This is a genomic window from Streptomyces sp. NPDC055815 (assembly GCF_053616475.1).
In genome coordinates this window covers 224,290-241,719 of record NZ_JBSHDU010000001.1, presented here as the reverse complement: position 1 = coordinate 241,719, position 17,430 = coordinate 224,290, and the positions used below count along the sequence as shown (strand labels likewise).

18 protein-coding genes are annotated in these 17,430 nt (G+C 72.7%); 10 read left to right on the top strand and 8 right to left on the bottom strand.

The features are described 5' to 3' along the window. Positions 1 to 151 precede the first annotated feature (151 nt). The 3 genes from ACWGN5_RS01295 to gap all read left to right on the top strand — a co-directional run bounded on the left by ACWGN5_RS01295 (position 152) and on the right by gap (position 3,647). A complete protein-coding gene (locus ACWGN5_RS01295) occupies positions 152 to 1,501 on the top strand; it encodes an FAD-dependent oxidoreductase (protein ID WP_453510455.1) in 1,350 nt (449 codons plus the stop codon). 63 nt (positions 1,502 to 1,564) lie between these two features. Continuing rightward, on the top strand, positions 1,565 to 2,521 hold the full coding sequence (locus ACWGN5_RS01290; RefSeq protein ID WP_453510453.1) for a GlxA family transcriptional regulator: 957 nt from the start codon (positions 1,565 to 1,567) through the stop codon (positions 2,519 to 2,521). A gap of 130 nt (positions 2,522 to 2,651) precedes the next feature. After that, complete coding sequence (gene gap / locus ACWGN5_RS01285) at positions 2,652 to 3,647, top strand: type I glyceraldehyde-3-phosphate dehydrogenase (protein ID WP_453510452.1); 996 nt, start codon at positions 2,652 to 2,654, stop codon at positions 3,645 to 3,647. Between the two features lie 93 nt (positions 3,648 to 3,740). On the opposite strand, the gene ACWGN5_RS01280 is transcribed toward gap, so the two are convergent. After that, positions 3,741 to 4,952 carry a glycosyltransferase gene (locus ACWGN5_RS01280; RefSeq protein WP_453510626.1) on the bottom strand — a complete coding sequence of 404 codons (1,212 nt, stop codon included), beginning with the start codon at positions 4,950 to 4,952 and terminating at the stop codon, positions 3,741 to 3,743. A gap of 146 nt (positions 4,953 to 5,098) precedes the next feature. Between ACWGN5_RS01280 and ACWGN5_RS01275 the strand changes: the two genes are divergently transcribed. The 3 genes from ACWGN5_RS01275 to ligA are packed head-to-tail and all read left to right on the top strand — an operon-like array spanning position 5,099 to position 8,812. Next, entirely contained in the window at positions 5,099 to 5,665 is a 567-nt protein-coding gene (locus ACWGN5_RS01275) for a DUF4291 domain-containing protein (RefSeq protein WP_453510450.1), read from the top strand. Positions 5,666 to 5,699: 34 nt separating this feature from the next. Further along, positions 5,700 to 6,701 (top strand): hypothetical protein, encoded by a 1,002-nt coding sequence (locus tag ACWGN5_RS01270; RefSeq protein WP_453510448.1) that lies wholly within the window; start codon positions 5,700 to 5,702, stop codon positions 6,699 to 6,701. 44 nt (positions 6,702 to 6,745) lie between these two features. Then, positions 6,746 to 8,812: an NAD-dependent DNA ligase LigA gene (ligA, locus tag ACWGN5_RS01265; protein WP_453510446.1), complete on the top strand. Its 2,067-nt coding sequence runs from the start codon at positions 6,746 to 6,748 to the stop codon at positions 8,810 to 8,812. Positions 8,813 to 8,861: 49 nt separating this feature from the next. Here the strand turns inward: ligA and ACWGN5_RS01260 are convergent, their stop codons facing one another. The 4 genes from ACWGN5_RS01260 to ACWGN5_RS01245 form a co-directional block, all read right to left on the bottom strand. Then, positions 8,862 to 9,656: a YqjF family protein gene (locus ACWGN5_RS01260; protein ID WP_453510444.1), complete on the bottom strand. Its 795-nt coding sequence runs from the start codon at positions 9,654 to 9,656 to the stop codon at positions 8,862 to 8,864. A gap of 136 nt (positions 9,657 to 9,792) precedes the next feature. Beyond that, a complete protein-coding gene (locus ACWGN5_RS01255) occupies positions 9,793 to 10,203 on the bottom strand; it encodes a nuclear transport factor 2 family protein (RefSeq protein WP_453510443.1) in 411 nt (136 codons plus the stop codon). 149 nt (positions 10,204 to 10,352) lie between these two features. Beyond that, positions 10,353 to 11,048: a type 1 glutamine amidotransferase domain-containing protein gene (locus ACWGN5_RS01250; RefSeq protein ID WP_453510441.1), complete on the bottom strand. Its 696-nt coding sequence runs from the start codon at positions 11,046 to 11,048 to the stop codon at positions 10,353 to 10,355. Between the two features lie 218 nt (positions 11,049 to 11,266). After that, on the bottom strand, positions 11,267 to 11,521 hold the full coding sequence (locus tag ACWGN5_RS01245; RefSeq protein WP_453510439.1) for a hypothetical protein: 255 nt from the start codon (positions 11,519 to 11,521) through the stop codon (positions 11,267 to 11,269). A gap of 56 nt (positions 11,522 to 11,577) precedes the next feature. Here ACWGN5_RS01245 and ACWGN5_RS01240 point away from each other — a divergent pair, with 56 nt between their 5' ends. Further along, positions 11,578 to 11,850, top strand: coding sequence for a hypothetical protein (locus ACWGN5_RS01240; RefSeq protein ID WP_453510437.1), 273 nt, complete (start codon positions 11,578 to 11,580; stop codon positions 11,848 to 11,850). A 185-nt stretch (positions 11,851 to 12,035) separates the two neighbouring features. Further along, positions 12,036 to 13,049: a metallophosphoesterase family protein gene (locus ACWGN5_RS01235; protein WP_453510436.1), complete on the top strand. Its 1,014-nt coding sequence runs from the start codon at positions 12,036 to 12,038 to the stop codon at positions 13,047 to 13,049. Positions 13,050 to 13,112: 63 nt separating this feature from the next. Here ACWGN5_RS01235 and ACWGN5_RS01230 read toward each other — a convergent pair whose 3' ends face one another. From ACWGN5_RS01230 to ACWGN5_RS01220, 3 genes are all read right to left on the bottom strand, one after another. Beyond that, on the bottom strand, positions 13,113 to 13,322 hold the full coding sequence (locus tag ACWGN5_RS01230) for a ferredoxin (protein ID WP_453510434.1): 210 nt from the start codon (positions 13,320 to 13,322) through the stop codon (positions 13,113 to 13,115). A gap of 14 nt (positions 13,323 to 13,336) precedes the next feature. Then, positions 13,337 to 14,527, bottom strand: a complete 1,191-nt coding sequence (locus tag ACWGN5_RS01225; RefSeq protein ID WP_453510433.1) for a cytochrome P450 — start codon at positions 14,525 to 14,527, stop codon at positions 13,337 to 13,339. 146 nt (positions 14,528 to 14,673) lie between these two features. Further along, the gene (locus tag ACWGN5_RS01220) at positions 14,674 to 15,972 is read right to left on the bottom strand and encodes a sensor histidine kinase (RefSeq protein ID WP_453510625.1); all 1,299 of its coding nucleotides are present in this window, start codon (positions 15,970 to 15,972) and stop codon (positions 14,674 to 14,676) included. A gap of 233 nt (positions 15,973 to 16,205) precedes the next feature. On the opposite strand from ACWGN5_RS01220, the gene ACWGN5_RS01215 reads away from it, so the two are divergent. Continuing rightward, complete coding sequence (locus tag ACWGN5_RS01215; RefSeq protein WP_453510624.1) at positions 16,206 to 16,760, top strand: GlcG/HbpS family heme-binding protein; 555 nt, start codon at positions 16,206 to 16,208, stop codon at positions 16,758 to 16,760. 76 nt (positions 16,761 to 16,836) lie between these two features. After that, the gene (locus tag ACWGN5_RS01210) at positions 16,837 to 17,430 is read left to right on the top strand and encodes an ankyrin repeat domain-containing protein (RefSeq protein ID WP_453510431.1); all 594 of its coding nucleotides are present in this window, start codon (positions 16,837 to 16,839) and stop codon (positions 17,428 to 17,430) included.

The following is a 17,430-nucleotide window of genomic DNA, read 5'->3' as shown; positions in this document are numbered from 1 at the left end:
CGCCTTTTGTTAACCCCCCCCGGCCCGCCCCCCCCCCCCCCGGCCCCCCCCCCCGTCCCGGCGGCCCCCCCCTCCCCCCGCCCCGCGGGGGCCCGGCCCGCCGCTATGAGAGGCGCCCGGCCGGGCCCCGACCCCGTAACGGAGGAAACACGTGAAGCGCGCCGTCGTTCTGGGAGGAAGCTTCGCCGGACTGCTCGCGGCCCGGGTGCTGAGCGACTTCGCCGAGGAGGTCGTGGTCGTGGAACCCGACCTCCTCGACGGCGGGCGGAACGGTACGGGACCCGGCGCGCCGCACCGGGGGCAGCTGCACGCCCTGCTCGCCATGGGCCACACCCAGCTCGAACGGTTCTTCCCGGGCATCACCCGGGAGATGGTCGACGGCGGAGCCCGCCTCGGCCAGGGCGACGAGGTCCGGTTCTACGTCGACGGAGCGCTCAAGGCGCCCGTCGCCGACGTACGGATGCTCGGCGCGACCCGCCCGTTCATCGAGACGCACGTACGGCGCCGTGTGACCGCCCTCGGCAACGTCAGGCTCGAACCCGCCACCGCCAGGGGACTGCTCCTCCAGGGCGGACGGGTCGTCGGCGCGCGGCTGGAGGCGGCGAACGCCACGGCGGCGGAGCCGGCCGGAGAGGCCGGGGCGGGCGCGTACGACATACGGACGGACCTCGTCGTCGACGCCATGGGACGCTCCAGCCGGCTCGGCAGCTGGCTCGCCGCCGAGGGCTGGGACGAGGCACCCGTCGACCGCATGCGCGTCGACCTCGGCTACGCCACCGCCCGCTTCGCCCGCGGGAGCGAGCTCCCGGACACGGTCATCGCCCACTCGACACCGGGCCCGGCGAGCGACTACCAGCCGGCCGTGTGCGAACCCGGGGCGCTGGCCGCGGTCGAGGACGACGCCTGGTCCGTCGTCCTCGCCGGATACGCCGACCACCGCCCGGGCCGTGACCGCGACGAGTTCCTCGCCCGGATGAGGCGCTGCGTCGAACCCCTGCGCGAAGTCGCCGAGCGGTGCGAGATGACCGGCGAGGTGGAGCCCTTCCACTTCCGGGAGAGCCGGCGACGCCGGTTCACCGACCTGACGGACTTCCCCGGCGGGCTCGTCGTCCTCGGGGACGCGATGGCGACCGTGAACCCCGTCTACGGACAGGGCCTGACCCTCGCCACCCTCCAGGCCTCCTCGCTCCACGTCCACCTGCGGTCCGGCGCCTCGCCGCACGACCCGGCCTGGGACTACTTCCGCCGGGCCGCGGTGGTCGTCGACGCCGCGTGGCAGCTCTCGACGACCGCCGACCTCGCCCAGCCGCACGTCACCGGTCCTTACCCGCGCGGCTACCGGTTCCTGCGCTGGGCGGGCGACCACATCACGACCGCGTCGGTCCGGGACTCGCGGGTGAACCAGACGTACATGGACGTCGTCCACATGCGCAGGCACCCGAAGGCGCTCACCGGCCCCCGCGTCCTCGCCCGCACGGCCCGGGTCCTCTGGCGGGGGTGACGGGAAGGGGCCTCGGCACCACCGCTGACCAGGGCGGACACCCGTACGCGTACCCTCGTGGACGTGTCTGCTTCACGTCTCCACCGCGTCGCCGTCCTCGTACTCGAAGGCGCGAAACCCCTCGACGTCGGAATCCCCGCACAGGTGTTCACGACCCGGGCGAGCATGCCGTACGAGGTACGGGTCTGCGGCGCCGAACCCGGCGTCGTGGCCGGCGGCGACGGCCTGTCGTACCAGGTCGCCCACGGCCTGGAGGCACTCGCCTGGGCCGACATCGTCTTCGTCCCCGGCTACCGCCACCCGGACCGCGAGGACCCGCCGTCCGCCGTCGTCGACGCACTGATCGCCGCCCACGACCGCGGAGCCCGGCTCGCCGCCATCTCGACGGGGGCCTTCGCGCTCGCCGCCACCGGCCTCCTCGACGGCAAACGCGCCACGACGCACTGGCACTACGCGCGGGCGCTCGCCGCCAAGCGCCCCCTCGTCCAGGTCGACGAGAACGTCCTCTTCGTCGACGAGGGCAGCATGCTGACCTCCGCCGGCGCCGCCTCCGGCATCGACCTGTGCCTCCACATCCTGCGCAGCGACCTCGGCGTGGCCGCCTCGAACCACGCCGCCCGGCGCCTGGTCGCCGCCCCGTACCGCAGCGGCGGCCAGGCACAGTACGTACCCCGCAGCGTCCCCGAGCCGCTCGGCGAGCGGTTCGCCGCCACCCGCGAATGGGCACTGCACCGGCTCGGCGAGCCCCTCACCCTGGAGACACTCGCCCGGAACGCGGCGGTGTCACCGCGCACCTTCTCGCGCAGGTTCGCCGAGGACACCGGCTACACGCCGATGCAGTGGGTCATGCGGGCCCGCATCGACATGGCCCGTGAACTGCTCGAACGCTCCGAGCGGGGCGTCGAGCAGATCGCCGCCGACGTGGGCCTGGGCACCGGGGCGAACCTGCGCCTGCACTTCCAGCACATCCTGGGCACCACACCGAGCGAGTACCGGCGCACCTTCGCACAGGGGGAATAGGCGGCCTTGCCGGATCCTTCCGATGACCTTGGCGCGATACTTGCGGACCGTGGCGATCACGCCGCTGGTTGAGTCGGGAGATCCGCGCGAACCTGGGTGGCGAATCAGAAGGTCGGAAGGGACACCGTTCATGACTCGCATCGCCATCAATGGTTTCGGTCGCATCGGACGCAACGTGCTGCGCGCGCTCCTGGAGCGTGACACCGACATAGAGGTCGTGGCCGTCAACGACCTCACGGAGCCCACCGCCCTTGCCCGGCTGCTCGCCTTCGACTCGACGTCGGGCCGTCTCGGCCGCCCGGTCACCGTCGACGGGGACACCCTCGTCGTCGACGGCCGCCGCATCAAGGTGCTCGCCGAGCGCGAGCCGGCGCAGCTGCCGTGGGCCGAACTCGGAGTGGACATCGTCCTCGAGTCGACCGGTCGCTTCACGTCGGCCAAGGCCGCCCGCGCGCACCTCGACGCCGGGGCCAAGAAGGTGCTCGTCAGCGCGCCCGCGGACGGCGCCGACGTCACCCTCGCGTACGGCGTGAACACCGACGCGTACGACGCCGATCTGCACACGATCGTCTCGAACGCCTCCTGCACGACCAACGCCCTCGCGCCCCTCGCGAAGGTCCTGGACGACCTCGCCGGCATCGAGCACGGCTTCATGACGACGGTCCACGCCTACACGCAGGAGCAGAACCTGCAGGACGGCCCGCACCGCGACCCGCGCCGCGCCCGCGCCGCCGGCGTCAACATCGTGCCGACCTCCACGGGCGCCGCCAAGGCCATCGGCCTCGTGCTGCCGAACCTGGACGGCAAGCTGTCCGGCGACTCGATCCGCGTGCCGGTCCCGGTCGGCTCGATCGTCGAGCTCAACACCACCGTCGCCCGCGACGTGACCGTCGAGGACGTCCTGGCGGCCTACCGCACCGCCGCCGAGGGCCCGCTGGCCGGTGTCCTGGAGTACTCGGAGGACCCGCTGGTCTCCGCCGACATCGTCGGCAACCCGCACTCCTCCATCTTCGACTCGGCGCTCACCCGCGTCGAGGGCCGCCACGTCAAGGTCGTCGCCTGGTACGACAACGAGTGGGGCTTCTCGAACCGCGTCATCGACACCCTGCAGCTCCTCGCCGCCTGACGAAGAGCCGAACGGCCGACTCCCGCCCCACGGCGGGAGCAGGCGAGATCACACGCCGACTCCGACCGCACGGGAGTCGGCGTGTGACGCGTTTCAGACCGCTTTGGTGGTGAGCAGCAGCTTCGCGGCCGCCGCCGCCCCGTCGGAGCGGATCGTGCCGGCCACGGTGGTGGCCCGGGCGAGGGTCTCGGGAGCGAGCGCGCTCTTGAGCGCGACCGACAGGGACTCGACGGTCGGACGCGGCCCCTCGTGCGCGACACCGATGCCCAGGTCGGACACGCGGCCCGCCCAGTACGGCTGGTCGGCACCCTGGGGGACGACGACCTGGGGCGCGCCGGCCCGCGCGGCGGTCGTCGTGGTGCCGCCGCTGCCGTGGTGCACGACGGCGGCCACCCGGCGGAACAGCACCTGGTGGTTGACCTCGCCGACGACGAAGCAGTCCTCCCCGTCGTCGACGGCATCGAGATCCGCCCAGCCCCGGGCGATCAGCACGCGCCGGCCCTGCGCACGGATCGCCTCGACGGCCACCCGCGCGATGTCCGGCGCCGCACCCATGGTCGTGCTCCCGAAGCCCACGTACACCGGCGGAGCACCGGCGTCCAGGAACTCCACCAGAGCGGCGGGGAGCGGGCGTTCGTCGGGAAGGACCCAGGCGCCGGTCTGGACGACGTCCAGGTCCGTCGGCCGCCACGGATCGAGGACGGGGTCGGTGGCCAGCCACGGCTGCCGGGTGAACGCGTAGTCGCGGACGTTGTCCACCGGCGCCAGTCCGGCCGCGTCCCGCCGGGCGTTGAGCATGTCCCCGAACATGTCGTTCGCGATCCGGGCGTCCAGGTCCCACAGCGCCCGGTTGTCCGTCACCTCCTCCGGCAGCGGCCGGCCCCGCCGCGCGGGCGGCCGCCGGTACGGAGACGGCAGCACGAGCTGCTGATGGCTGGCGTGTACGTAACGGATGCCGAGCTTCTCGGCCACCGACCGCGCGCTCGCCGTGACCGGCAGAGGCCCGGTCGCCACCAGCACGTCGCCTCCCTCGGCCTCGGAGGCGACGGTCTCGAACTGCGCGGCCATCAAATCGGCCACCCGCTGCGCCAGACCCACCGCCGACCCCGGCACCACCGTCGTCACCAGCGGCCGCACCGGCGCACCGGCGGGCACCACCGCAAGCCCGGCCTCACGGAGCCGCTCCACGAACTCCTCGTCGGGCGGCGCACACACCCGCACCTCGGCCCCGACCTCCCGCAAGGCCACCGCGAGCCCCGCCATCGGCTCGACACTGCCCCGCGCCCCGTAGGTCGACAACACCACACGCACTCTGCGACTCCCCGCTCCACAACTCCCGGGCCCGAACGGCCTGAAGGAGCGATTCTGCGCCATGACGGTGGCGTTCTGCGACCAGAGGGCGATCAAAAACCGCTCGCACCGCTCGTGGGGCGGGTGGCAGGGTGCCGGGCATGGCACCCCAGTACCAGATCCGTGCCGACTACGACGCACGCACGATCGTGGTCCACCAGGCCTACTCGCCCGCCATCGCCGACGCGGCGCTGCGCGCCGGGCGGTTCGTCGCTCCGTTCTCGTTCCATCGGATGACGTGGATCAAGCCCTCGTTCCTGTGGCTGATGCACCGCAGCAACTGGGCCCGGAAGCCCGGCCAGGAGCGGATCCTCGCGGTGCGGATCACGCGCGAGGGGTGGGAGGAGGCCCTGTCCCGGGCGGTCCTGACGACCGCGGACCCGGCGGACGTCGCGCGGGCGGCCGTGCACGTGCAGTGGGACCCGGAGCGCTCGGTGCGCGGGGCGGCGCTGAACCACTACAGCATCCAGGTCGGGATCAGCCGCCATCTGATCCGTACGTTCAACGACGACTGGATCGTCGGTCTCACCGACGTCACTCCCCAGGTCCGCAAGGCCGCGACGTTGATCCAGTCGGGGCGCGCGGCGAAGGCTCAGGGACTGTTCCCCGCCGAGCGCGCCTACCCGCTGTCCCCGACGCTGGAGACCCTCCTGTGTCCGCGGGGATGACGGCCGTCGCATGCCCACCGGATACGGTCGTCCGGTGAAGCCCACCACCCCCTACCGCCCCCTCGACATCACCATTCCCTTTCCCGAGCTGACGGCGTACGCGCGCACCGCGACGCGGCTGCATCCGCGCCCCGGCGCGCCCACGGCCGCCGACAGCTCGGTGGGCGGGCCGTTGTCGTGGCCGGCGGACGAGGCCTGGCCGGAGTGTCGGGAGCACGGCAGGGTCCGGGGCGTGCGGCCACAACGGGCCCGCCGCCACGAGGAGATCCTCGCGGCGGCCCGGGCACGGCCCCGACCTGCCGACGGCTCGGGGTGGGCGTACACCGACGCCGAACGGGCCGAGGTCCGGGCGATGTCCGACGCCGGACATCAGCCGGACCGGCACGACGGCGGCCCTCTGCCGCTCCTCGCCCTCGCCCAGTTCCACGCGCGCGACGTCCCCGACCTGGCGGCCTTCGCCCCACAGGGAACGGATCTGCTCCAGGTGCTGTGGTGCCCGTTCAGCGGGCACGAGGACGGTTCGTACAGCCACTTCGGGCCGTCGACGCGCCTCTTCTGGCGCCGCGCCGCGGACGTCACGCGCCCGTTGTCCGTACAGCCCGAGCCGCCGATCGTGGAGCGCACGCGGTACCTGCCGGAGCCGTGCGTGCTCCACCCGGAGCAGGTCGTCGAGTACCCGTGGGCCGACTACCTGCCCCCGGCCCTCGTGGAACGGATCGACGCGTGGGAGGACGCCTTCGAGGCGCGCGTGGGCGGGGCGGCACCCACCTACCAGTACGACCTCTCGATCGCGCCCGGCTGGAAGATCGGCGGCTGGGACTCCTGGCACAGGACCGATCTGGTGCGGGTCCATTGCGACGCCTGCGGAGCCGAGATGCGCCTTCTGCTGACCATGGACTCGACGGAGACCCAGGCGAGTTGGGGACCGTTTCCGTCTCCGGGCTCTCCGACCGGCGTCGCCGCCGGGCGCGACGAGTACCGGGCCTTCGTCTGCCCGGCCGACCCGGCGCATCCCCACCGGATGAGCACTCAGTAGTGCGCCGAGGGGCATTGTCAGTGCCCTGCGACAAGATGTTCGACATGACGACAACGCCCGCCGTTGAGGCGCACTTCAGCCTGTCCAGCCGTGCCGCGTACGAGGCCGCCATCGAGCGGCTGCGCGACGCCTCCCGCACCTACTTCGGCGCGGGCTACAGCGTCATGGACGACGCCACGTACGACCGGCTGCGGCTCGCCGTGTTGGCCTGGGAGGCCGAGCATCCGGCCGACGTCGCCCCGGACTCGCCCGCCGACCAGGTCGCCGACGGAGCCGCCCCGACCGGCGACGTCGCGCACACGACCCGGCTGCTCAGCCTCGACAACGTCTTCGCGCCGGAGGAGCTCGTCGCCTGGGGCGCCTCCCTCCGGCGCCGGCTCGGACAGGAGCCGGCGGGAGGGTTCACCGTCGAGCCGAAGATGGACGGCGCCGCCGTCGCCGCCCGCTACCGCGACGGCCGCCTGGTGCAGATCATCACCCGCGGCGACGGTACGCAGGGAGAGGACGTCAGCCACGTCATCGGGACCGTCGTGGGCCTCCCCGAGCAGCTGCCCGTCCCCGCCACCTTCGAGGCGCGCGGCGAAGTCCTCTTCACCCAGGAGCAGTTCGAGGCCGCGAACGAGATACGGATCGCGCACGGCGGAGACGTCTTCGCCAATCCGCGCAACGGCGCCGCCGGCACGCTGCGGGCGAAGGACCGGCCCTACCGACTGGCCATGACCTTCTGGGCGTACGGCGCGGTCGACCTGGACGGCGTGGCGTTCCTGCCCGCCGGGGCCGGTCACGCCGCGACGCTGGCCGCGGTGGCTCAGGCGGGCGTGCGGACCACCGCGGCGACCCCCGCCGGACTGCACGTCGTCGCGACCCTCGCCGAGGCCCAGCAGAAGGTCGACGCGATCGCCGCGATGCGCGCGACCCTGCCGTTCGGCATCGACGGCGTTGTCATCAAGGCCGACAGCGCCACCGAGCAGGCGACGGCCGGCTTCGGCAGCCGTTTCCCGTACTGGGCGATCGCCTACAAGCTGCCGGCGGTCGAGCGCCAGACCGTCCTCCAGGACGTGTTCTGGGAGGTAGGCCGTACGGGTGTGCTCGCCCCCACGGCCGTGCTCGACGCCGTGGAGCTCGACGGGTCCACCGTGACCCGCGCCACCCTGCACAACCCCGCCGACATCCTCCGCCGCGACCTCCACATCGGCGACACCGTGACCGTCCACAAGGCCGGCGACATCATTCCTCGCGTCCAGGCCGCCGTCGTCGAGCTCCGCCCGCAGGACGCCCTGCCCGTACCCCTGCCGGAGGCGTGCCCCAACTGCGGCGGGGAGATCGACAAGAGCCAGGAGCGGTGGCGCTGCGCGAAGGGCACCGCCTGTGCGCTCGCGCCGCTGATCGAGTACGTCGCGGGGCGCGACATCCTCGACATCGACGGCCTCGGCAGGAAGTACGTCGACGCCCTGATCGGCGCCGGGGCCGTCGGAGACGTCGCCGACCTGTTCACCCTGACGGAGGGGCAGCTCACCGAGGCCTCCGGCAGCGCCAAGCGGGGTGCGAAGCTGGCCGAGCAGATCCGGCTCGCCAAGTCCCGACCCCTCAGCCGCGTCTTCTGCGCGCTCGGCGTCCCCGGCACCGGCCGCAGCATGTCCCGGCGCATCGCCGCGCACTTCGGCACCATGGAGGCCATCCGGGCGGCCGACGCCGACGCCCTGCAGGAGGTCGAGGGCATAGGCCCGGAGAAGGCGCCGGTCATCGTGGAGCAGGTCTCCGCCCTCGCCCCGGTGATCGACAAGCTGATCGCTGCGGGCGTCGGCATGACCGAGCCGCGCCAGGAGAAGGCCGAGGACGCGGTCGAGGGGCCGCTGAGCGGGAAGACCGTCGTCGTCACCGGGAAGATGACCGGTCCGCTGGACGGCTGGGGCCGCTCCGAGATGGGCGCGCTCATCGAGAAGGCGGGCGGGCGCGTGGGCAGCGGCGTCAATTCCAGGACCACGTACCTGGTCGCGGCGCCGTCCGCGAGCGGCAAGCCCAGCTCGAAGGCCGTGAAGGCCCAGGAACTGGGCGTCGAGGTCCTCGCCCCGGAGGCCTTCGCCACTCTGGTGGCCGCCTACCTGGACTGAGCCGGCGCAGGGCTGCCGGTGGCGTACGGGAGGTGGGCCACGGTCCGCGTCAGTCGACGGCGCTCCTCTGGCGCGGCACGGCCACGGTGCGGGGGCGTCGTGGCGGGGCGCCGAAGCGGACGGGGACGCCCGGTGAGTACAGCACGCTCACGGGCTCCCCGAGGGGGCGGCGAAGGCCTGCCGCCGTGAGGAGGCTTTCGTCGCAGGACCGGACGGCGGCGCGGTGCAGCGGCCAGCGGGGGTGGGTGTTCGGGAGGTAGAGGGGGCGACCGCGGAAGGAACTGTGCATGCCCCAGCGGGCGGTCAGGAAGTGTTCCAGGGCGGTGGGCTCCGCGATCCGCTCGCCGATGTCCAGGCTGATCGCGCTGTGCGCCCCGCGCGGCCCGGGCCAGCGGCGCCTGCTGGTGTACGTGACGGTGGAGCCGTCGCTCCGGACGGTCATCTTCGACCACACGTAGGGGATGCGGAACGCCCACCGGCCGACGGTCACGGGGACGAGACGGGACGCGTCGAGCGAGCGGAACACCACACCTCGGCGCCCGTGGGCGTCCACGGAGTACAGACGGACGTTCGTCTCCGGGAAGCTCCCGAGGTACGGGATCCCGGGCAGACGGAACCAGCCGACGCGGTGCATCCGGAAGGCGACGAGTCCGACGTAGGTGACGCCGTCGAGGGTGTCGGGCACGGTCCCGGCGGGAAGCAGCGGGGCCACCTCGGCCGGATCGACGGACCAGTGGAGAAACGCCAGGTCCAGCCAGGACTGCGTGAGCAGGGTGCGGTCCGTGCGGAGTGGCGGGTCGGCCGACACGGGCTCGGGTTCCACCGTGGGCTGGATCTGCGGCATCGCGCCAGTATCCAGGGTGCGTACCCCCGCCTGCCGCGGGGCGGGGGCATGCGCTCGGAGAGGCCTTCCGCCGGGGCCGCCATGCAGCCCCGGTCCGCCGCTCAGGCCCCGTCGCCGCTCACACCCCGTCTGCCGATCACGCCCCGTCCGCCCGCGCCGCGCCGGAGGCCTCGGCGGCGATGCGATCGAACTGCGCGCCCATCGCCTCGGAGAGCGCCTGTGCGGCGGAGAGCGGCCGGACCATGACCATGAAGTCGTCGATGAGGCCCTGTTCGTCGAGGTGAAGGAAGTCGCAGCCGGTGATCGCGCGGTCGCCGACCCGGGCCTCGAAGACCAGGGCGTGGTCGCGACCGTCCTCGCCGGTGATCTCTCGGACGTAGCGGAAGTCGGTCAGGACACGGGAGACGCCGCGCAGGATGGCCGCGGTGATGGCCTTGCCGGCGTAGGGCTTGAAGGCCACGGGGCTGGTGAAGACGACATCCTCGGCGAGCAGTGCCTCGATGGCCGCGTGGTCGTTCGCCTCGACGGCCTGACGGAAGGACTTCATGCACATCTCCGCAACTAGTCAACTAAGTGAGTAGGTGGGGAGGAGGTTAGTGACGTGAGACGGCCCTGTCCAGGCCCGGAAGGCCCCCGCCCCGTCAGTCTCAGGAGGGCGAGGGCCTTGTCGGGCGGGGCCCCAGGCGGGCGGGGCGGTCAGGCCAGCTTCTTGAGCAGCTCCGCGGCGAGCGGGGCGGAGGAGGAAGGGTTCTGCCCGGTGACCAGGTTGCCGTCGACGACGACGTGCGGAGCCCACGGCTCGGCGACCTGGACGTCCACGCCGGCCTCGACGAGCCGGGTCTCCAGCAGCCACTTCGCCCGGTCGGCGAGGCCTGCCAGGGTCTCCTCGGCGTTGGTGAAGGCGGCGACCTTGCGGCCCGCGAAGGCGTTCGCGCCGTCGGTGTCCGTGGCGGCGAGGAGCGCGGCCGGGCCGTGGCAGACGACGCCCAGGGGCTTGCCCGACCGCAGGGCTTCGGTCAGCAGCTTGCCGGAGGTCGCGTTCACGGCGAGGTCCTCCATGGGGCCGTGGCCGCCGGGGTAGAAGACGGCGTCGTAACCGGCCAGGTGGACGTCCTCCAACTTGACCGGCTTCCTGATCTCGTCGATGGAGGCGAGTGCCGAAGCGATCTCGTCCGCGGCCTCCTGGCCGCCGTTGGCCTCCGGGGCCAGGCTCCCCGCGTCGACGGTCGGGACCACACCGCCCGGCGTGGCGACGACGACCTCGTGCCCGGCGGCCTTGAACGCCTGGTACGGAGCGACGGCCTCCTCGGCCCAGAAGCCGGTCGGGTGCTTGGTGCCGTCGGCCAGCGTCCAGTGGTCGGCACCGGTCATCACGAAAAGGATCTTCGACATACGGGAGCTCCAGGGGATGGCGGGCCCGGTCGGGGCCCGGAGGCGGGGATGCGCACACTGACACTCTGGTCCGAGTGACGTTCCGCGGCGAGATCGTCAGTGCGGCGATGTCGTCGACAGTAGGTGGCTGACCCATTGGGTTCCAATGGGGAAACCAATGCCTCCCATAGGGAGTCCGATGTCTCGGTGAGGAATACGAGCGGGGGTGGAAGCGGCGATCACCCGGCGCGTGACGCTCGCGGTCCGCGCGCGACGACGGGGCGTCCACCGTCCGCCGGCAGGACGACGAGGAACCGCTCGTGGCCGTCCTGGACGTTGGCCATTCCGATGGTCTCGGCGGCCGCGAAAGCCTCTGCGGCGGGCCCGGACCCGTGGGTCAACTCGTGCAGCCTCTCGTAGGACTTCGCCAGATCTACGGAAGGGCCGCTGATCCACCAGCGGATCTCCGCGCCCTCGACATCCCTGGAATCCACGGCCAGTTCACCCCCCCACCGCCGTCCGCGACTGGTGGGCGCATAGATTGTGAGGTGTGGAGATACCAACCGCCTTCCGCTGGGTGCTTCTCGCCCTGGCCGTCCTGCAGCTCGTCTCCTTCGTCGCCGTGCTGCGCCGGCTGCGCGCGCCCGAGGTCGAGCGGCGTGTCGGGGCACGGATCGACGCTCTCGACTCCTTCAGCGGCGTCCTGCTGCTCGCGGGGCTCGGTCTCGGCAACCTTCCCCTCGGGGTCGTCGGCCTGGGTGTGATGGGGCTGGCCCTCGCGCTGAGGGGGATCGGGTTCCTCCGGTCCCGTCGCCAGGCCTGAATCTCGACACGTCGGAATACGTTCATGCTGCAGACATCCGGGACCGGGTGTCGGGTCGGTCAGGTTGCGTATGCATAACGGGTCTGGTTCGAAGCGTGGTGACCGGGACACGAGAGCCTGAGCGCGCGGGGGCGTGAAGGTGAGGGCCCGTGCCCGGTCGCCGCCGCACCCGAGAGGAACTCTCCGTGGATCGCAGGTCTCTGCTCACCGTCGCGACAGGAGCGGTGGGCGCCGTCGCCGTCTCCCCGATACCGGCGGGCGCGGCGCCCCTCCCGCAATCCGGCCCGCCGGTCACCACGTTCAACGTCATCAGCGACATCCAGGGCGACCTCCGAGACCTCGGCGTGGCCCTGGAGGACATGCACCGGACCAACCCGGCGAGTTCCGGCCTCGCCGTCGCCGGTGACATCACACCGCGCGGGTACGACGCCGAGTACGCGGCGGTCGCGACCGAACTCGCCCGCCACACCCACACGGACACCGTCGCCTGGGCCATCGGCAACCACGAGTTCTACGTCCCCAAGTGGCGCGACCCGTCGACCCTCGCGCAGGACACCTGGCCCAACGGCACCACCGAGGACTCGCTGTTCAGGAGCTTCTACCGGTTCGCGGGCCGCAACACGGTGTACGCGGAGCACTCGTTCGGCGGCATCCCGGTGCTGAGCCTCGGCACCGAGAAGTACATGCACTACCACGACCCGCAGCTCTGGGACGAGGTGTGGCTCAGCGAGGACCAGTTCACCTGGCTGGAGGAGCGCCTCGCGTACTGGGCCCGCCGGCGCAAGCCCGTCATGGTCGTCACGCACCACCCGCTGCCCAACACCGTCTCCGGCAGTCACAATCGGCTGTACTCGCGCGACTACCTCCAGGCGGACCGGCTCCTCGGCATCCTCGGCCGGCACCGTGACGTCTTCCTCTTCTGCGGGCACACGCACTGGGACCTGGGCCTCTCGGACTGGTACGTCCGCAGGGTCGTCCCCGGCACCGCGAACCTGGACGGCTTCTCCGTGATCAACACGGGTGCCGTGCAGACGGGTTACACGGACGACGGCAAGGGCGGCGAGGTCTCCGTCCCCGGAACCTTCAACCAGGGGCTCCAGGTGGAGGTCTTCCGTGACCGCGTCGTCGTCAAGGCCCGCGACTTCGCCGCAGGCAGCTGGCTGAAGCAGATCACCGTCCCGCTGTCGACACGCATCTGAACCGGCCGCCACGCGCGGGACCCGGCATCGCCACCGCGGCGGCGCCGAGTCCCGCCCCCGCCGTTACGCGTCCGTCCCGCCGGCCGGGTCGTGGAGGGTGATCGCCTGTACGGGGCAGGCACGGACCGCCTCGCGCACCAGCGTCCCCGTCCCGTCCTCCCGGCCCGGGACGACCGTCCCGAACCCGTCGTCGTCCTGGGCGAAGACGTCCGGGGAGGTCAGCGCGCACTGCCCCGCGCCGATACAGACGTCCGAGTCGATCGAGACCCTCATGCGCGCCGTTCCTCTCACCATGTGACGGGGAGTTCGAGCATCCCCTGGATCGTGTCGCCCGGCTTGAAGGGGATCTCCTCGGCGGGGACGGCCAGCCGAAGCCCCGGCAGCCGGCGCAGCAGCGTCCCGAGCGCGATCTCCAGCTCCGCCCGTGCGAGGTTCTGCCCGAGGCACTGGTGGATGCCGAAACCGAACGCCACGTGGCGGCGGGCGGACCGGGCCCAGTCGAGGGTGTCCGGGTCGGCGTAGGTGGCGGCGTCCCTGTTGATGACCGAGGTCGAGAAGACCACGCCCTCGCCCGCGCGGATCACCGTCCCGGCGATGTCGATGTCCTCGCGCGCGACCCGCGGCAGTCCGTCGGCGATCGACAGGAACCGCAGCAGCTCCTCCACGGCGGCGGGTACGAGCCCGGGATCCGCGCGCAGTTCGGCCAGCCGCTCCGGGTGGTTCAGCAGGGTGTAGGTACCCAGCGAGATCATGTTCGCCGTGGTCTCGTGCCCGGCCACGAGCAGGACCGTGGCGAGCTGCACCAGCTCCTGGCGGTCGGGACCGCCGTCCTCCGCTCCGCGCGCCACCAGGTCGTCCAGGACGCCGTCCCCGGGCTTCAGCCGCTTGCGGTCGATCAAGTCGCCCAGGTAGCCCTCCAGCAGGGCCAGCGCGTCCTCGGTGTCCGCCACCGTCGGGCCGCGCAGCAGCCGCCGGGACTGCTCCTCGAAGAAGTCGTGGTCCGCGTACGGCACGCCGAGCAGGTCGCAGATGACGACCGACGGCACGGGCAGCGCGAACGCGCTCACCAGCTCGGCCGGCGGCCCCTGCGCCTCCATCGCGTCGAGGAGCCGGTCCACGGTCTCCTGGATGCGGGGCCGCAGGCTCTCGGCGCGCTTGAGGGTGAAGCTGGGGATCAGCAGCCGCCGCTGGGCGTTGTGCTCGGGGTCGTCCCAGCCGAGCAGCGGTGTGCGCCGGCGCCTGCGTACCACGGTCGCGCGTTCCGTCGGCTGCGGGAAGTCGTCACGGGTGGAGTCGGTGGACAGGCGCTGGTCCGCGAGGAGCGTGCGGGCGGCCGCGTGTCCGGTGACGAACCACACCTGCCTCCCGTCCCACAGGGTGACCCGCGACAGCGGGTGCTCCTCCGCGGTCCGGGGGTAGGCGGCGGGCGGGTGGTAGGGGCAGGTCCGGTCCTGGGGGAACGCCACGGCTTCGGTCACGGGGGCCTCGCTAGGGCGGATCGGTGGCAGGGGGCTGTGGTGACGTCTCCACTACATGCCTCAGGCACCTATCTGGTCTACGCACAGTTCGGCCAATCCACCGGAACGGACGAGGCCCGTCCGGACCAGTCGCACCGCGCCCGGCCTCAGGACCGTGGCGACAGCGGGATGACGGCCGTCAGGACCGTCCCCTCGCCCGGTGCCGACTCGATGGTCAGGGTGCCGCCGAGCTGCTGGACACGCGCGCGCATGGCGGGCAGGCCGTGGCCGCGCACCCCACCGGGCCTCTCGACGGGGTCGAACCCCCGGCCGTCGTCGGCGATGTCCAGGACGACCTGATCGTCCAGGTGGCTGAGGGTCAGGGCCGCCGTGTCCGCGTCGGCGTGCTCGCGGATGTTGGCGAGCGCGCCCTGGGCGATCCGCAGCAGCGCCGCCTGTACGCGGTCGGGGAGGGCGGCGGTGGGCGTGCCGTCCTGGTGGAAAAGGACCTGGAGGGTGTCGGAGGACTCCCGCTCGGCGAGGGTGCGCAGCGCTTCGTCGAGGCCGCCGCCCCCGGCGAGGTCGGCGGGCGCGAGGTCGTGGACGAAGCGGCGGGCCTCGGCGAGGTTGTGCTCGGCGATGGACTCCGCCGTACGGATGTGGCGGCGGGCGGCGACCGGGTCGGTGCCCCAGAGCCGGTCGGCGGCCTGGAGCAGCATCTGCTGGCTCGACAGGCCCTGTGCGAGGGTGTCGTGGATCTCCATGGAGAGCCGCTGCCGCTCGGCGAGCGTGCCCTCGCGGCGTTCGGTCGCGGCCAGTTCCCGGCGGGTGCGGACGAGGTCGATGATGACCGTCCGGAGCCGGTCCGCCTGGCGCTGGGAGTAGATGAACACGGCGGTGGCGACGGCGGCGACGGCCGGCGGCGCGAACATCAGGTTCGGGTCGAAGCCGAACCGCAGCCGCAGCTTCACCTGGGCGCCCACGACGATGACGGTGAGCAGAGCGACCAGGATGATCGCCGAGCGGGTACGCAGGGAACGCAGGCCCGTGTAGAAGAGCGGCACCGCGCACCAGCCGAAACTCGGCGCCAGGGCCACGAGGGCGAGCCAGGTCCCGATGACGGCCGCCAGCCAGAGCCCATGGGCCGTGGTGGCGGACACCCGGCGCCCTTCGACCCGTCCGCCCCGCCCGTCGGCTCCGGCCCGTCCGCCGCGCCCGTCGGCCCCGGCCCGTCCGCCGCGCCCGTCGGCCTGGCCGGGGCCGAGGACCGGGCCCAGGACGTACAGCAGGGCCAGCACGATGGCCAGAACGATGACCCAGGGGGTCCCGGGAGCGCCGGGGTGGACGATCAGGTACCGGGTCAGCGACGAGCACAGCAGGACGAAGAACGCCACGTGCATCACGGTCGCGAGCCAGCCGGCGTCCGGGTCGCCCGCGTCCGTGTCGATCGGCGACCGCCTGTCCATCCGCACCGTCCACTCCTTGCCTGCCGCCTACCGTTCTCCCCGGCCCAGGCTATCCGGATGATCGCACTCCGCATCGGCCGATCGGTTGACCCCCGTGTCGTCCGCCGGGTGCGCCGGCCGGAGCCTCCAGGCCGACCGGAAGGGCCCGTGAGCGGCCACAGGATGGATGTCAGAGCGGGAACGCAGAGCTTCCCGAGCCCCCGAGGGGGTTGATGCCCAAGGAGCTGATGATCGTGAAGAAGATGACCCTGCGCACCCGTGTCCTGACCGGTACCGTCGCCGCCGGCGCGCTCGCCGCGGGCCTGTTCGGCACCGTCTCCGCGAACGCCGCCGCCCCTGCCGCCGCTCCCGCCGCCGTCATGGCCGACGCCGACAACGGCAACACCACGCAGTCGACTCACCTGACGATCGAGGCCGCCACGAAGGCCGCGCAGGCGACCCTGGACGCCGCCGAGAAGGAGAACCAGCGGGTGTCCGTCGCGGTCGTCGACCGCAACGGCAACACCCTCGTGACCCTGCGCGGCGACGGCGCGGGCCCGCAGTCCTACGAGTCGGCCGTCAAGAAGGCGTACACCGCCGTCTCCTGGAACGCCCCGACCTCCGAGCTCGCCAAGCGCCTGACCAACGCCCCGACCCTGCGCGACATCCCCGGCACCCTCTTCCTCGCCGGTGGCGCCCCGGTCACCGCCAAGGGCGCGCCCATCGCGGGCATCGGTGTCGCGGGTGCCCCCTCGGGCGACCTCGACGAGAAGTTCGCCCGGGCCGGCGTCGCCGCCCTCGCGAAGTAACACCGCACACCCCGGCGGTACCCGGCCCCCCGTCCGGGTGCCGCCGGTCTTCTCGTCACGGACATGGAGGACAGGGATGGACGACCGCAACAGCCGGCTCCTCGCGGCCGCCCGCCGGGGCGACGCCGACGCGGTCCGCGCCGCCCTGGCGGCGGGCGCCGCGGTGGAGGCCCGCGACGAGGAGCTGCGCTCCCCGCTGCTGCTCGCCTCGCTCGGCGATCACGTGGCCGCGGCCCGGGTCCTCGTCGAGGCCGGCGCCGACCCGAACGCCCAGGACCGCCGCCAGGACAGCGCATGGCTGGTCACCGGCGTGACCGGCAGCGTCGAGATGATGCGTACGCTGCTCCCGGCCGGCCCGGACACGGCACTGCGCAACCGCTTCGGCGGAATCTCGCTGATCCCCGCGAGCGAACACGGCCACGTCGCCTACGTACGAGCGGTCCTGGACGAGACCGACACCGACGTCGACCACGTCAACGACTTCGGCTGGACGGCCCTCCTGGAGGCCGTGATCCTCGGCGACGGAGAGCGGCCGCACCAGGAGGTCGTGGAGCTTCTCCTCGCCGCCGGCGCCGACCCGAACCTCCCGGACGCGGAAGGCGTCACCGCCCTGCGGCACGCCCGACGACGCGGCTTCGACCGCATCGCCGGCTTGCTCACAGCACGGTGA